The organism is Bradyrhizobium iriomotense (genome assembly GCF_030160715.1).
Classification (GTDB): domain Bacteria; phylum Pseudomonadota; class Alphaproteobacteria; order Rhizobiales; family Xanthobacteraceae; genus Bradyrhizobium; species Bradyrhizobium iriomotense.
On sequence record NZ_BSOW01000003.1, the window covers coordinates 285824 to 299871 of the forward strand.

The 14048-nt window shown below is 62.6% G+C and carries 15 protein-coding genes; 5 read left to right on the plus strand and 10 right to left on the minus strand.

What is annotated here, in order from left to right; translation table 11 throughout:
* Nucleotides 1–85 precede the first annotated feature (85 nt).
* The 3 genes from QQL28_RS05810 to QQL28_RS46090 form a co-directional block, all read right to left on the minus strand.
* Nucleotides 86–322 (minus strand): hypothetical protein, encoded by a 237-nt coding sequence (locus QQL28_RS05810; protein ID WP_284262131.1) that lies wholly within the window; start codon nt 320–322, stop codon nt 86–88.
* Nucleotides 323–355: 33 nt separating this feature from the next.
* Nucleotides 356–1795, minus strand: coding sequence for a basic amino acid/polyamine antiporter (locus QQL28_RS05815; protein WP_284262132.1), 1440 nt, complete (start codon nt 1793–1795; stop codon nt 356–358).
* Between the two features lie 181 nt (nt 1796–1976).
* Nucleotides 1977–2207 carry a DUF6894 family protein gene (locus QQL28_RS46090; protein WP_431309579.1) on the minus strand — a complete coding sequence of 77 codons (231 nt, stop codon included), beginning with the start codon at nt 2205–2207 and terminating at the stop codon, nt 1977–1979.
* Nucleotides 2208–2451: 244 nt separating this feature from the next.
* Here QQL28_RS46090 and QQL28_RS05820 point away from each other — a divergent pair, with 244 nt between their 5' ends.
* Nucleotides 2452–3165, plus strand: a complete 714-nt coding sequence (locus tag QQL28_RS05820; protein WP_284262135.1) for a Bax inhibitor-1/YccA family protein — start codon at nt 2452–2454, stop codon at nt 3163–3165.
* A gap of 16 nt (nt 3166–3181) precedes the next feature.
* Here the strand turns inward: QQL28_RS05820 and QQL28_RS05825 are convergent, their stop codons facing one another.
* Together QQL28_RS05825 and QQL28_RS05830 are read right to left on the minus strand one after the other, a co-directional pair.
* Nucleotides 3182–3685, minus strand: a complete 504-nt coding sequence (locus QQL28_RS05825; RefSeq protein ID WP_284262137.1) for a DUF1269 domain-containing protein — start codon at nt 3683–3685, stop codon at nt 3182–3184.
* A 177-nt stretch (nt 3686–3862) separates the two neighbouring features.
* Nucleotides 3863–5365 (minus strand): complex I subunit 5 family protein, encoded by a 1503-nt coding sequence (locus tag QQL28_RS05830; RefSeq protein WP_284262139.1) that lies wholly within the window; start codon nt 5363–5365, stop codon nt 3863–3865.
* 72 nt (nt 5366–5437) lie between these two features.
* Between QQL28_RS05830 and QQL28_RS05835 the strand changes: the two genes are divergently transcribed.
* The gene (locus QQL28_RS05835; protein WP_284262142.1) at nt 5438–5581 is read left to right on the plus strand and encodes a hypothetical protein; all 144 of its coding nucleotides are present in this window, start codon (nt 5438–5440) and stop codon (nt 5579–5581) included.
* 56 nt (nt 5582–5637) lie between these two features.
* On the opposite strand, the gene QQL28_RS05840 is transcribed toward QQL28_RS05835, so the two are convergent.
* The 5 genes from QQL28_RS05840 to QQL28_RS05860 are packed head-to-tail and all read right to left on the minus strand — an operon-like array spanning nt 5638 to nt 8011.
* Entirely contained in the window at nt 5638–5979 is a 342-nt protein-coding gene (locus QQL28_RS05840) for an NADH-quinone oxidoreductase subunit K (protein ID WP_284262144.1), read from the minus strand.
* Nucleotides 5976–6920, minus strand: a complete 945-nt coding sequence (locus tag QQL28_RS05845) for a hydrogenase subunit MbhD domain-containing protein (RefSeq protein ID WP_284262147.1) — start codon at nt 6918–6920, stop codon at nt 5976–5978. Before QQL28_RS05845 ends, QQL28_RS05840 begins: the two co-directional genes overlap by 4 nt.
* A complete protein-coding gene (locus tag QQL28_RS05850; RefSeq protein ID WP_284262149.1) occupies nt 6917–7210 on the minus strand; it encodes a monovalent cation/H(+) antiporter subunit G in 294 nt (97 codons plus the stop codon). Before QQL28_RS05850 ends, QQL28_RS05845 begins: the two co-directional genes overlap by 4 nt.
* Nucleotides 7210–7485, minus strand: coding sequence for an MrpF/PhaF family protein (locus QQL28_RS05855; RefSeq protein ID WP_284262151.1), 276 nt, complete (start codon nt 7483–7485; stop codon nt 7210–7212). The genes QQL28_RS05850 and QQL28_RS05855 overlap by 1 nt, the downstream gene beginning before the upstream one ends.
* The gene (locus QQL28_RS05860) at nt 7478–8011 is read right to left on the minus strand and encodes a Na+/H+ antiporter subunit E (protein ID WP_284262153.1); all 534 of its coding nucleotides are present in this window, start codon (nt 8009–8011) and stop codon (nt 7478–7480) included. Before QQL28_RS05860 ends, QQL28_RS05855 begins: the two co-directional genes overlap by 8 nt.
* 279 nt (nt 8012–8290) lie before the next feature.
* Between QQL28_RS05860 and QQL28_RS05865 the strand changes: the two genes are divergently transcribed.
* The 3 genes from QQL28_RS05865 to QQL28_RS05875 all read left to right on the plus strand — a co-directional run bounded on the left by QQL28_RS05865 (nt 8291) and on the right by QQL28_RS05875 (nt 14026).
* Nucleotides 8291–9394: an efflux RND transporter periplasmic adaptor subunit gene (locus tag QQL28_RS05865; RefSeq protein ID WP_284262502.1), complete on the plus strand. Its 1104-nt coding sequence runs from the start codon at nt 8291–8293 to the stop codon at nt 9392–9394.
* Nucleotides 9391–12456, plus strand: a complete 3066-nt coding sequence (locus QQL28_RS05870; RefSeq protein WP_284262155.1) for an efflux RND transporter permease subunit — start codon at nt 9391–9393, stop codon at nt 12454–12456. Before QQL28_RS05865 ends, QQL28_RS05870 begins: the two co-directional genes overlap by 4 nt.
* A 136-nt stretch (nt 12457–12592) precedes the next feature.
* Nucleotides 12593–14026, plus strand: coding sequence for a basic amino acid/polyamine antiporter (locus QQL28_RS05875; protein WP_284262157.1), 1434 nt, complete (start codon nt 12593–12595; stop codon nt 14024–14026).
* The last annotated feature ends 22 nt before the right edge of the window (nt 14027–14048 follow it).

Below are 14048 nucleotides of genomic sequence, written 5' to 3' on the forward strand. Positions count from 1 at the left end.
ACAAACGCGGAACGCGTTTGCGCGGGGATCATGCTGAAACAATAACCTGAAGCGCGATGACGATTCATCCCAATCTCATCGCGCTTTAGGTGCGGACCCGGCGGCTTCCGTAGTGCGGATGCTTGCCGCCGCGATGGCGCCAATAGCGGTATTTCGTCGGGTTCGTGTTGGTATTGGGTGCGATGGTGCCGGGCGTGGCCGCGCCTGTGTCTTTCGGTGCGGCGACGCCCTTGGTGTCGGACTGCGCCGGAGATGGGGTGGAAGGCGCAATCGCTGCCGTCACTCCAAGGATCAGAACGCCGCAGAGGGCCCGGATGTTCATACTTGCCTCCAATTGACGACCAAACGAATGAGCTCAGATCGAGATGGCTCCGACGGTCAGCGCATAGATGCCAACGCATGCAGCGACCGCCAGCGCTGCGAATGTGACGGCTTCGAAGGGTCTGAAGGTCGTCTCCTTGCGCTCGCGCTTTGCGAGAAAGAACAGGATCGTTCCGGGTGCGTACAGGATTGACGACAGCAGCAGAAACTTTGGTCCACCCGCATAGATCATGCCGGCGGCATAGAGCGTCGCGACGGCCGAGCGGATCCAGTCGATGGTGCGCGCACGATCACCTGCATCGTAGGTCTCGCCGAGAGAGGCGAGCTTCAGTCCATACGCCGCAACGAAGAAGTACGGGATCAGCGTCATCGCGCTGGTCATCTTCAACGCGAGCGTGAAGGCATATTCCGCAAACCAGGTGACGAGCAGAAAGGCCTGGATGACGCAGTTGGTCAGCCAGAGCGCACCGACCGGGACCTCGTGCGCGTTCACGCTGCCGAGGAAGGAGGGCATGGTACGGTTCAGTGCGGCCGAATGCAGGACCTCGGCCGCCAGCAGCGACCATGAGAGGTAATTTCCGAGGATCGAGATCAGGAGCCCGACACTGATGAAGATGCTGCCCCAGCGGCCGACCATCGCCTCCATCACGCCGGCCATCGACGGCGTCGGAAGAGCCGCCAGGGCCTCGCGCGGCAGCACGCCGTAGGACAGGAGCGTGACGAGCACGAGAAGGCTCAAGACGGTCAGGAAGCCCATGACGGTCGCAACCCCGATGTCGGAGCGGTCCCTGGCATAGCGGGAATACACGCTTGCCCCCTCGATCCCGACGAAGACGAAGACGGTGAGCAGCATCGTACCGCGGACCTGCGCGAAGACGTCCCCAAAAGCCGGCTCATCCGTTCCCCAGAAGCTTTGCGAGAACCGTTCGGCGTCCACGGAGAAGATCGCCACGATGATGAACGACAGGATCGGGACGATCTTGGCGTAGGTTGCGATCGTGTTGAGGGTGGTCGCGCCTTTGATGCCGCGCAGCACCAGGACGTGCACGCCCCACAGCAGCACGGATGCTGCCGCGATCGCCGTCGGCGTCGTGCCGTCGCCGAACACGGGAAAGAACTGTCCGAGCGTGGCCTTGATCAGGATGAGACAGGCAACGTCGGCGAGACAGCAGCCGATCCAATAGCCGGCCGCAGCGGCAAAGCCGATGTAATCTCCGAACCCGGCTCTGGCATAGGCGTAGATGCCGGCGTCGAGTTCCGGCTTTCGGCGGGCGAGCGCCTGGAATACCAGCGCCAGCATCAGCATGCCGGTGCCCGCAATCACCCAGGCGATGATCGCCCCAAGCACCCCGGTGGCGCGGCCGAAGGATGCGGGCAATGCGAAGATGCCCGAACCCACCATCGATCCGATCACGAGCGCGGTGAGCGCACTGCGTGACAGCGTCTGAGCGGCCTCGTTCGACGAAGGAGCCATGACAGGGAATGGCCTCCCGATCGGAAATGAGCCGGGCGCGACAGACCGCGGGAAATCGCGGGTGTCAGCCGACCCCTCAGGGCCTACGACCTTAGAGGCCGCTTTCCCGCCCGCACATCAGGGATTCTCTGTAGAGGGCGATGGCCGTAAATCGGCATCGCCGGCTTGCGGAGTGCCGCCTTCAGGCGTCCTCAACCCGCGCGGCCGAGGATTGGTCGGAACCTGGCGGCGAACAGGGTGCCGCCGCCCGTGCCACAAATACGAAGCTCGACCGAAAGAACTCTCCAGTCTTGGCGAGCTCGGCCGCAATCCGCCTGGCGTGCTCCAGCGCCGCATCCTGGTCGGCGTGCTCGCATCCAGTCCTGTCCGGGAACAGACCGTATCGGTCGACGATGTGAAAGAAGTAGCGCATACTGCTGCATTAGGCTGGAGCGTAGACAGCTTCCAGTGACAAACCCGTAAGGCGCATCCGCCAAAGGGACGACGCGCGGCCCGGCAGATTGCGCTTTCGTAAGAGTGCTGCGATCGTCGCGACGTTTCGGCGGCGTCCGACTAGGGGAATCTTGCCCCGGCTCCTCGGGTGATCAGCCGATGTCCGGGACCTGCACACCAGAATAGCCTGATCTCATCCCGCCGACGCGCGAGAGGAGGAAGCGATGTCGAACTATGATCAGAACCTGGCGGCCTCAGGTCAGGCCGGCGGCAGCGCGATTGCGATTGATGCCGGACTGCGCGACTACATGTTGCGGATCTACAATCACATGGCCGCGGGTGTCGGCGTGACCGCGGCTGCGGCATGGCTGACCTATCAGCTGGTCGATCCCGAATGGCTGCAAAGTCCGGTGATGTGGGTTTTCATTCTGGCGCCGCTCGCGCTGGTATTCTTCCTGGGATCGCGCATCAATACGCTGTCGGTCTCGACGGCGAGGACGCTGTTTTTTCTCTATGCCGCCCTCGTCGGCATATCGCTCTCGATCCTGCTCCATATCTACACGAGCGCTTCGATCACGCGCGTATTCTTCATCACCGCCGCAACCTTCGGCGCACTCAGCCTGTTCGGATATACGACGAGGCGCGACCTGTCCGGGGTCGGCACCTTCCTGTTCATGGGGCTGATCGGCATCATCATCGCAAGCCTGGTCAACCTCTTCCTGAGGTCGACCGGGCTCGACTGGCTGATCTCGATCGTGGGCGTCGGCGTCTTTGCAGGCCTCACCGCCTATGACACGCAACGCATCAAGGCGATGTATGACGGCGCAGACGATGAGACGTCGGCAGGCCGCAAGTCCGTACTCGCCGCGCTGTCGCTCTATCTCAACTTCATCAACCTGTTCATGATGCTGCTGCGCCTTTTCGGCAATCGCCGCTGAGGGATGGACGGCGGCGTCAAGCCGCCGGCCGCTCTGCCGCACTGGCGAGTGCGTCACGCAGCATCTTTTCCTTGCTCTCGTCCAGGGACGTCTTCAGCACGACTCCCCCGGCGTCCTTGATCTCCTTGAGCACCTTGTCGGCCGTCATGTGCTTGATCAGGACGAAGAGGGCGGCATTGCCGGTGTGGAGGTTGGCGGACAGCTCCTTCATGAAGGCATCGTCGATGCCGAAATCGGATAGTGCGCCGCCGAGCGCGCCGGACGCCGCGCCAACCGCGACGCCGAGGATCGGGTTGAGGAACAGCACGCCGATCAGAAGTCCCCAGAAGCTTCCCGTCATGGCGCCCACGGCCGTCGTGTTGACGAGCTGGTTGAGCTTGATGCCGCCGGTATCGGTTTTGACGGCGATCACGGCGTCTCCGATGGTGATGAGGTATTCCTTCTGCAATTTGAGGAGTCGCTGACGCACTTCCTCGGCTTTTGCCTCGTTCGGGTACACGATCGCGACGAGATCGGACATCGAAACCTCCTTGAGCTTTTTCGGCTGGGCGGGATGCTGCTGATGCTGCGCTCCGGCGTGACGGTAGTCCGCGGGCGCTGTGCGCGGCATCGGAGAAAACCCTGGGCTCAAAGGATGAATGTTCTGATGCGCGAAGGGGCGCTGTTCCACCAACAGCGGCCGGTTCACAAAAAAAAACTAGGAATTTGCTGCGAACATTGATGCTGCGAGCAGCAGCGTCACCACAACCAGGGAGATGCTGGCCGCAGGCCATTGACGAAGAGCGTCGTCGCCTCTTTCAACGAGGCCGCCGAATCCGAGACAGGTGCGTCGGAAGGGGCCGAGCACTCTCATCAAGTTCTTCCAGACCGCCGAACAGGCCAGCGGATGTGGCCAGGGACTGAGCAGGATCGCGAGCGTCGCTCCTCCCATCGCAGGCAAGAGGAATTTGGAAAGCGCATCCAGGTCGAACAGCTTCAATGCCCCGCCGTGCGGAAGCGGCAAATAATGCTCCCAGGGCATAAGGCCAAGTGATAGCGAACAGAGCGCAAGCGCGAGTGCCGCGAGATCGCGGCTGCGTGACGCCGGGCTAATGAGGGCAATCGGCTCATCCGCGGGCGCGAGCGCATGTGCGAGGACCAGCACCACATAGGCCGCTGTGAAAATTCCGCCGGCCTGGAGCACGATGGCCCACCACCATTGCCCCGTGCTCATCGCCTTTTGAAGCAGCAATTCCTTCGCAAGGGATGCCCCGCTCGGTTGAAGTCCCATCAGCGCGATGCCGCCCAAGGCAAAGGCCAGGACGCTCAAGGGCAGGGCGCGTGCAACACCGCGCAACCCAGTTATGCGATCGTGGCCCAGTCCGCCGTAAATTGATCCGACCGCCATGAACATCGCGGCCTTCGCGGTGGCGTGGGAGATTGCCTGCAACAAGCCCCCCGCCAAGGCTTGGCCACTTTCAAGTCGCCCTGACGCGCCGAACGCGAGAGGGAACATCAGGAAGAGGTAGCCGATCTGAGCCAATGTCGAATACGCAATCAGGAGCTTGAGGCGTTCTTGCCGGAGAGCGACGACGCTTTCGAACACGATCGCTCCGGCTCCCAGCGCGGCGAGCAATTGCGGTACAGCGAAGCCGGGCAGGGCGGGCATGACGTCGAACCAGAGCCGCAGGAGGATAAAGAACGATCCCTTCACGACCAGGCCGGACAAGATGGCGCTCGCTGCTGCCGGTGCACCGGCGTGAGCGGGCGGCAGCCAGAGGTGCAACGGAAAGAGGGCGGTCTTGGCGAGGAGACCAGTTGTCATCAGGGCCGCCGCTATGAGCGCGCCGGGCTCAACGCTCACGCGATGCGACAACAACAAGATATCGAGCGTGCCATGGAGACCGTAGAGCAGCGCCGTACCCGACAAGTAGAGGACCGAACCGAGCAATGCGAAGAGCAGATATCGCAACGCGGATCGGAGTGTCTCGGCGCGGCCGTCGAGTGAGACCAGCGGCACTGCGGCGAATGTCAGCAACTCCAGGGCAACATAGAGTGTGAAGAGATCGCCGCCGACAAAGATCGTATTCAGCGCTCCCCAGATCGCCAGCAGTAAAATCCAAAATGCGAATGGCGCGCGGGTTTTGGCCTCGGTGGGACGAAAATCGGTCGCGGCAAAGATGGCGACCGCGCAGATCACGATCGCCACCGTCGCGAGCATCACAGCGGACAAACCGTCTGCGCGCAGGGCCACCCCTAGCGGCGGCGGCCAGGCGCCGAGCAGATAGACGAGATGGCCCTCGCTCAGGGGCAAGAGCATGAGAATGGCCGCGGCAATCGCTATCCCGAACGGCATGACGGTGAAGACGACCAGCCGGCAGTAGCGGTCGCCGAGAGCGAACGCCAGCAAGACGCCTGCGACCGGTACGACGATTGACAGAACCAGCAGAACACTGCCCGTGGTCGTCGTCAGCGTGGGGGCAGGGGGCGGCATCAGCCAGCGGACGGATCGGAGTTTGGGCCTGTCGGCGCACGACTGCGGAGCGTCATGGAACCGGCCGTCTCGAACAACCGCAGGGTAAGGGCGATCGCCAGAGCTGTCGCGGAAAACGCGACTACGACCCCTGTGATGACCAGGGCCTGCGGTACCGGATCGTTGCCAGAGCCCGCTGCCGCGCCGCGCCGCCCGATGATGCCGAACAGAAGAAATACGCCGCTGCCGAGAAGATTAAATGCGATGATCTTGCGAAGCGGTTGCGGATTGGTAATCAGGCCGTAGAGCCCGACCCCGACCGCAGCAGCGGCGCACAATCCGAACACCGTCACGGCGCTCATCGCGTTGCGCTCCTTTCCGGTGCCCCGGCAAGCAAGAGAGCCAGCGTTGCCGCGATCGTCAGGGTCATCGCGACCTCGATGCCGAGAATCAGCGGTTTGGCGAAAGCAACCGGATAGGCAAGGAACGCTGGCCCAAAACAAAGCCCGCCGAGGCCGACAACAAGAAACACACCGGGCCCAGCCACCAGGATGAGCCGTAGCGAGCGGCTGCTCACGGGCGGCGTATCCGCCAGTCCGGCCATGATGACCAGTAGCCACATGGATGCGAGAACTGCACCACCCTGAAACGCTCCGCCGGGATGATCGGCACCGGTCCACAAGAGGTAGATGCCGATAACGATTCCGGCGGGAGGCGTTAGGCGTGCGAGAAAAGCGAGCACCCCGTTTGGATCGGCTTCGTGGCGCGGTCCCGGACGACCGCCCCAGGCCTGGTCTGACGCGAGGGACCAGACGCCGACGATGGCCAGCATGAGCACGACCTTCTCGAGCATTGTGTCCATCGCACGGAATGCCATGAGCACGTTGGTGACGGGGTTGGCGAGACCGGTTGCACCGGCATTCGAGATAACTGTCGGCGCGAGCGTTGGCGCCGGATCAGGCAGGATCAGAACCGCGACGGCCAGAACCATCGCGATGGATGCAGACAGAGCGGCCGCGCACAGACGCACGACCCTGCCGGGCCGTTCTGCGGTCATCGCTTCGCTCTCGCGCAGCCGGGCTGCCGCACCCAGCAGCACGATGCCACCGAGTCCTCCGCCTATTGCAGCCTCCGTCATCGCGACATCGACGGCGTCGAGACGCACCCAGATGAGCGCAACCAGCAATCCGTACGCGACGAATCCGACTGCTGCCGAATAGGTCTCGGAGACGGTGATCGTCCAGATGGCGAGACCGAGCACCACGGCTGCCAGTACGATCTCGAAGAGCGTTGCGATGCTCATGTGAATGGTCCGCGTTGACGGGCCGTGCGCGCGATCAGTTGGGAGACGGTGGCGCCTGCCAGCAACGCGAACATCCAGATACTGATCAACTTCAACCCGTCGCGCACGCTTCCCGCTTGCGGGAGCAATCCAAGCACGACGAGGCCCAGGCCGAGGTTGTCGGCCTTGGTGAGTGCGTGCAGGCGCGTCAATGTGTCGGGGAAGCGAAGAAGGCCGATGGTGCCGGCCAGGAAGAAAAACACGCCGGCCGACACCCCCACAATCGTCATGATGTCGCGCGCGATGCTCATCAGCCGGGCCCATCGGTGTCGAGGCGGGACAGGCCTTTCTTGACGAAGGCGATGGACGCGAAGGTGGCGAGGAGCGCCAGGATCAATGCCACATCGACAGCCGTTGGAACGCCTGTCACGGCGCCAAGCAGCAGTAACACTGCGATACCTGCCGTTCCGATCAGTTGCGCCGCCATCATGCGGTCGGCATCTCCCGGCCCGCGCAAGATCGACACCAGCCCGAGTGCCAGTATCGCCAGGATCAAGCCGACTGCGCCGGTCAGGAACTCAGTCATTGTAGAGGGCTCGTACCAAGGCCGCTTCTTCAGCGGCAAGATCGACCGCGACGGGTAGCGAGACGTCGAGGCAATGATAGATGATCCGTCCGTCCGCTTCCCCGGCTGGCACGGTGCCGGGCAGCAGGCTGGTGAGCGTTGTGAATACGTTCCGTCGCACGCCACGCGAAAGCCGGGTTGGATAATTCAAAAATCCCGGCCGTAGCGGCAACCGGGGATTCAATGCGCGTCCTGCAACGTCGACTCCGGCGACAACCGAGTGAAACAGGAAAAGGAACGCCAGGCGTGCAATGGCGAGGGGCGATCGGCGCGAGCTGCTCGGCTCGAGCAGGTGCATGCTTGTCCAGGTCGCGGCAGCGACCGCGGCCGCCGCCGCGGGTAGATCTCCGGGATTGGCGCCGGCAAGCACGAGCCAAAGGCAGAGAAACAATGCGGCGCGCAAAATGGCAACTGGCCACATTCGTCTGACCGCAACAGCCGCGTGCTCCTCTCGATTGTCTGACTCCCCTTTCATGTTGGCTTCCACGGTCGCCTCTGAATTGCATCGCAGGGTCCATCTGATGATTGCATCGTGCGCTGCCGGCGGAACCGGCGATATCGGGTGATTGCCTGATCGTGTCTGAGGAATTTCCCAAGGCACGAACCACGGCCAACCACGATTCCATCCGGCTGCACTGAGTAGATTTACCGATGTTGACGGCGGATCGCCTCGGCAAAAATGCCGATGGCGACACCGGGACATCGCGCCCTGGGAATGACCGATTTGCCAGTAACATTTCACTCCCGGAACGGAAGAGCTCATGTCATGCGCGGCAGGCGATCCATGCCTCGACACATCCGCACACTGGCGTTCGTGGCAGCATTCTCGCCAATGCTGGCGGGCTGCGGAAGGGAAGCCGAAACGAAAAATGAGCCGGCTCCGCGCCCGGTCCGTACCGCCACCGTCGAGAAGCGTGAGGCGCAGACGCCGTTGACCTTCACCGGCCGCATCGAGGCGGAGGACGAAGTGAGCGTCGCATTCAGGATCGCGGGACGTCTGCTCGCGAACGACACCAAGCTTGGGGATCGGGTTGAGGCGGGACAATTGCTGGCCCAACTTGAGTCGCAGAACGAGTTGAATGCGTTGCGGCAGGCAAAGGCGGCTCTGGCCGCGGCACAGGGTCAGTTGACGCAGGCGCGCAATCATTACGAACGACAGGAGACGTTGCTGGCGCAGGGCTGGACCACGCGCGCGAACTTCGAGGCGGCGACGCAGGCGCAGCAAACCGCCCAGTCGCAGGTCGACGCAGCGGAAGCCCAGCTCAACTCCGCCCACGACCTCGTGGGCTTTACCGAGCTCAGAGCCGATGCGCCGGGCAAGATCACCGCGACAGGGCCATCGGCTGGCGAGGTTGTTCAGGCGGGCCAGATGATTGCGAGGATCGCGCGGCAGGACGGCCGCGACGCTGTATTCGACGTCCCTGCCCAAATGGTCAGGGCTGCGCCAACTGGCGTGCAGGTTACCGTCGGCCTGACCGACGATTCGAAAGTCACGGCGCAGGGACGTATCCGCCAGATCGCGGCGCAGGCGGATCCCGTCACCCGGACATTCGAGGTCAAGGTCGGCTTGACCAATCCCCCGCCGGCGATGCGGCTCGGCGCGACGGTCAACGGGCGCGTCGACACCAGCTCCGGTCCGGTGATCGACATACCAGCAACGGCGTTGACGCGGATGAACCAGCAGCCTGCCGTGTGGATCGTCGATCCCTCGACCAACACCGTCTCGGCGCGCAACGTCGATGTCCTGCGCTACGACCAGGCGCAGGTGATTGTGTCGCAGGGGCTGGACGCCGGCGAGATCATCGTTACCGCGGGCGTTCAGGCCCTTCATCCGGGCCAGAAAGTGCGCGTGCTTGGGTCAGAGCCATGACCGGGCTCAACCTCTCCGAATGGGCACTCAAGCACCGCTCGCTGGTCGTCTATGTCATGATGGTCGCCGTGATTGCGGGCGGCCTGGCGTATTTCCGGCTTGGCCGGAACGAAGATCCTTCCTTCATCATCAAGACCATGGTCGTCCAGGCGGCCTGGCCGGGAGCCACGGCCGAAGAAACGATGAAGCAGGTCACGGAGCGGCTCGAGCGCCAATTGCAGGAGACGCCCCATCTGGATTTTCTGCGCAGCTTCACCAGAGCAGGTCTCACCACGATCTTCGTCAATCTCAAGGGGAGCGCGAGCGCAAAGCAGGTTTCTGATACCTGGTACGAGGTAAGGAAGAGCGTCGGCGATATGCGCCACACGTTGCCCGCCGGCGTCGTCGGACCGGGCTTCAATGACGATTTCGGCGACACCTTCGGCATTGTCTACGGCTTCACCAGCGACGGCTTCACGCAGCGGGAGTTGCGTGACCACGTCGAGGCGATCCGCTCCAGGCTGCTTCAGGTGCCCGACGTGTCAAAGATCGAGCTGCTGGGTGTGAACGACGAGGTGATCTTCGTCGAATTTTCCAAGCAGGAGCTTGCCACGCTTGGCGTCGATCGGGCGGCGCTGCTCGCTGCCTTGCAGGCGCAGAACATCGTGCGCCCCGCAGGGACGATAGAGACGGGTACGGAGAGCATTTCCGTCCGGGTGTCGGGCGGCTTCCAATCCGAGCAAGATATCGCGAACGTCAATTTCTTCGCGGGCGGCCGCACAATTCGCCTGAGCGACATTGCGCAGGTGCGGCGCGGCTACGTCGATCCACCAGGGCCAATGTTTCGGATCAACGGTCAGCCCGCGATCGGGCTTGCGATCGCAATGCGCGATGGCGGCGACATTCTGGCCCTCGGCAGGAACATCAAGAAGGCGATGACGGAAGTCACGGCAAACCTTCCGATCGGAATCGAACCCAGCCTCGTGGCCGATCAAGCGGTCGTGGTGGACGGCGCGATCAGTGAATTCATGACGTCGCTCCTGCAGGCAATCGCCATCATCCTCGTCGTGAGCTTCATCAGCCTCGGTGTTCGTCCCGGTCTCATCATCGCGCTTGCGATCCCACTGACACTGGCAATCGTTTTTCCAATCATGGAGATCGCCCGCATCGACATGCAGCGGATATCGCTCGGCGCATTGATCATCGCACTCGCATTGCTGGTCGATGATGCGATGACGACCACGGACGCGACGCTCAACCGGCTGGCGGAAGGCGATAGCAAGTTCGACGCCGCGACGTTCGCCTATCGTAGCCACGCCTTTGCAATGCTGGCGGGGACGCTGGTGACGATCGCAGGGTTCATACCCGTGGGATTTGCCGCCAGCTCGGCCGGCGAATACACCTTCTCGCTGTTTGCGGTGGTCGCGATTGCGCTGCTGGTGTCGTGGTTCGTAGCGGTTATCTTCACACCCTTGTTGGGTGTCGTCATCCTTGTTCCACCGAAGCAGAAGAGCACGGCGGCTCCGGGCCGGGTATTCCGTCTCTACCGGAGCTTTCTCGAGCGCGCGATGCGGGCAAATTGGTTAACGATTGCGATCTCGCTTGCGCTCTTTGTTGCGTCCGTTCTTGCGCTTCCGTTGATCCCCCAGCAGTTCTTTCCGTCGTCCGATCGGCCGGAGCTGCTCGTTGACCTCAGCCTGCCGCAGAACGCATCGATCTATGCGAGCGAGACGGCAGCAAAGCGCCTCGACGCGGTGCTGGCCGGCGATCCGGATGTTCATCATTGGAGCGCCAATGTGGGACGCGGCGCCATCCGCTTCTACCTGCCGCTCAACGTCGAGCTTCCGAATAACTTCTTTACCCAGGCGGTGGTCGTGGCCAAGGACGTGGCGGCGCGCGAGCGATTGCACGCTAAACTCGAGCGCATCCTGGCGGAGGAGTTTCCGAACGCCGTCTCGGCGGTGTCGCCGCTCGGTCTCGGGCCGCCGGTCGGATGGCCGTTGCAGTATCGTGTGAGCGGCCCTGATGTGGAGCAGGTCCGGGAGATCGCGCTGAAAGTCGGGCAAACCGTGGCCTCCGATCCCCGCGCCAAAAGCGTCAACTTCGACTGGATGGAGCCGGACCGGAAGGTACGAATTCGCGTCGATCAGGATGAGGCGCGCCTGCTCGGCCTGAGCTCCCAAGCGATCTCCAGCGTGCTGAACACTGTGCTGACCGGCGCGACCGTGACACAGGTCCGGGACGACATCTATCTGGTCGACGTCGTGGCGCGGGCGATCGACGAACAGCGCGTTTCACTGTCCAATCTGCGTACGCTCCAGGTGCCGCTGCCGGGAGGAAGGACGGCGCCGCTCAGCCAGTTTGCGACCTTCGAGAACCGACAGGAATATCCCTTAATCTGGCGGCGCGATCGCGTCCCGACCTTGACGGTACGTGCCGACATCAGAGGTGGGACGCTCCCGGGCACGGTGGTGGACGCATTGTCGCCCGCCATAGAGAAGCTGAAGAAGACGCTTCCCCCATCCTACGATGTGGCTGTCGGGGGCACCGTGGAGGAGAGCCAGAAATCACAGGCGTCCGTCATCGCCGTCGTGCCGATGATGCTGTTCGTCATGTTCACGGTCCTCATGATCCAGTTGCAGAGTTTTCCACGATTGCTGATGGTCGTGAGCGTGGCTCCGCTTGGAATGATCGGAGTGGTTGCCGCATTGCTGCTCTCCGGCAGGCCGATGGGATTTGTCACGATTCTCGGCGTTCTCGCCCTGCTCGGCATGATCAGCAAGAACGCCGTGATCCTCATCAGCCAGATCGAAGCGGAGCGCACGCAGGGCAAGGGGCCCTGGGAAGCGGCAGTAGATGCCAGCAGCTCCCGCTTTCGGCCGATTATGCTCACGGCGGTGTCGACCGTTCTTGGAATGATCCCCATCGCACCAACCGTCTTCTGGGGGCCGATGGCCGTTGCGATCATGGGAGGGCTGCTGGTCGCCACCGTTCTGACGCTGGTCTTCCTGCCGACCTTGTATGTGACCTGGTTCGGGCGGGACGGAAAAGCGCAAGCCTCTGTCGAATCGCATCCGGCCTGAGAACGGGCCCGTCGAGGGAAATCCTGATCCACGACTAGGTAATCACCCGATATTCCCTACCGGTCCGAAGGCGCATGGTCGGAAAGCGCCGACAAGAGCCCATTGGCCAGGACGCTGCTGACTGCGCGAGGCCTCCATGACCGCGACGTCATCGATGCAAAAGCTTTCGCTGTTTGCGCTGACCGCGATGGTGGTCGGCTCGATGGTCGGCTCGGGCATCTTCTCGTTGCCGCGAACCTTCGGCATCGCAACCGGTCCGTTCGGCGCCATCTTTGCCTGGTGCATCGCCGGCGGCGGCATGTACACGCTGGCGCGTGTCTTCCAGTCGCTGGCCGAACGCAAGCCCGATCTCGACGCCGGTGTCTATGCCTATGCGAAGGCAGGATTTGGCGACTATCCCGGTTTCCTCTCGGCGCTCGGCTACTGGACCGGGAGCTGCATCGGCAACGTATCTTACTGGGTCCTGATCAAATCGACGCTGGGCGCGTTCTTTCCGGTCTTTGGTGACGGCAATACGATCACCGCGATCATCGTCGCCTCGGTCGGGATCTGGCTGTTCCACTTCATGATCCTGCGCGGCGTGCAGCAGGCGGCGGCGATCAATACCATCGTCACGATCGCAAAGATCGTACCGATCCTGATCTTCATCGTCATCCTGATCTTTGCGTTCAAGGCCGACATGTTCCGCACCAACTTCTGGGGTGGCGAGGGCATGCCGGACAAGGGTCTTTTCGACCAGATCCGTGCGACCATGCTGGTCACGGTGTTCGTGTTTCTCGGGATCGAGGGCGCCAGCGTCTATTCACGCTACGCCAAGGAGCGATCCGATGTCGGCACTGCGACGATCATGGGCTTTGTGATCGTCACCAGTCTCATGGTGCTCGTCACCATGCTGCCCTACGCGGTGCTTCCCCGCGCCGAAATCGCCGACATGCGGCAGCCGTCCATGGCCGCGGTGCTCGAAGCTGTGGTCGGGCATTGGGGCGCCGTCTTCGTCAGCATCGGGCTTCTGATCTCGGTGCTCGGGGCCTATCTCGCCTGGTCCCTGATCTGTGCCGAGGTGCTCTCGGCGGCCGGCAGGACCCGGGACATGCCGGCGCTGTTCGGCACCGAGAATGCGAACAAGGTGCCCGCCGCAGCGCTGTGGCTGACGAACATTGTCGTCCAGCTCTTCGTCATCAGCACCTATTGGTCGCGGGACGCTTTTTCGCTGATGCTCAATTTGACGAGCGTCATGAACCTCATTCCGTTTTTCCTGGTCGCCGCTTATGGGCTCCTGCTGGTCACTCGGGGCGAGACCTACGAGAAGCGCCCGGACCAGCGCAGACGCGACCTGATCTTCACCGGCATCGCCGTCGTCTACACACTGTTTCTGATCTATGCGGCGGGGATGAAATACCTGCTGCTGGCCGCCATTCTCTACGCGCCCGGTACGGCTTTGTATTTCTGGGCTCGCCTGGAGCAGAAGGCAAAGGTCTTCAGGCCGGTCGAATGGATCATCTTTATTGTAGCCGTGATCGGTGCCGTGGTCGGGATTCACGGACTAGCCACCGGCTACATCACCATCTAGGCAAGATCATCCAAGCAAGGCA

Bases quoted from the DNA above. Each gene is read 5' to 3' on its own strand.
- QQL28_RS05810 (WP_284262131.1), bottom strand. From the start codon at position 322: ATGAACATCCGGGCCCTCTGCGGCGTTCTGATCCTTGGAGTGACGGCA.
- QQL28_RS05815 (WP_284262132.1), bottom strand. From the start codon at position 1,795: ATGGCTCCTTCGTCGAACGAGGCCGCTCAGACGCTGTCACGCAGTGCG.
- QQL28_RS46090 (WP_431309579.1), bottom strand. From the start codon at position 2,207: ATGCGCTACTTCTTTCACATCGTCGACCGATACGGTCTGTTCCCGGAC.
- QQL28_RS05820 (WP_284262135.1), top strand. From the start codon at position 2,452: ATGTCGAACTATGATCAGAACCTGGCGGCCTCAGGTCAGGCCGGCGGC.
- QQL28_RS05825 (WP_284262137.1), bottom strand. From the start codon at position 3,685: ATGTCCGATCTCGTCGCGATCGTGTACCCGAACGAGGCAAAAGCCGAG.
- QQL28_RS05830 (WP_284262139.1), bottom strand. From the start codon at position 5,365: ATGCTCGCGACGGTGGCGATCGTGATCTGCGCGGTCGCCATCTTTGCC.
- QQL28_RS05835 (WP_284262142.1), top strand. From the start codon at position 5,438: ATGGCCCTCGCTCAGGGGCAAGAGCATGAGAATGGCCGCGGCAATCGC.
- QQL28_RS05840 (WP_284262144.1), bottom strand. From the start codon at position 5,979: ATGAGCGCCGTGACGGTGTTCGGATTGTGCGCCGCTGCTGCGGTCGGG.
- QQL28_RS05845 (WP_284262147.1), bottom strand. From the start codon at position 6,920: ATGAGCATCGCAACGCTCTTCGAGATCGTACTGGCAGCCGTGGTGCTC.
- QQL28_RS05850 (WP_284262149.1), bottom strand. From the start codon at position 7,210: ATGAGCATCGCGCGCGACATCATGACGATTGTGGGGGTGTCGGCCGGC.
- QQL28_RS05855 (WP_284262151.1), bottom strand. From the start codon at position 7,485: ATGACTGAGTTCCTGACCGGCGCAGTCGGCTTGATCCTGGCGATACTG.
- QQL28_RS05865 (WP_284262502.1), top strand. From the start codon at position 8,291: ATGCGCGGCAGGCGATCCATGCCTCGACACATCCGCACACTGGCGTTC.
- QQL28_RS05870 (WP_284262155.1), top strand. From the start codon at position 9,391: ATGACCGGGCTCAACCTCTCCGAATGGGCACTCAAGCACCGCTCGCTG.
- QQL28_RS05875 (WP_284262157.1), top strand. From the start codon at position 12,593: ATGACCGCGACGTCATCGATGCAAAAGCTTTCGCTGTTTGCGCTGACC.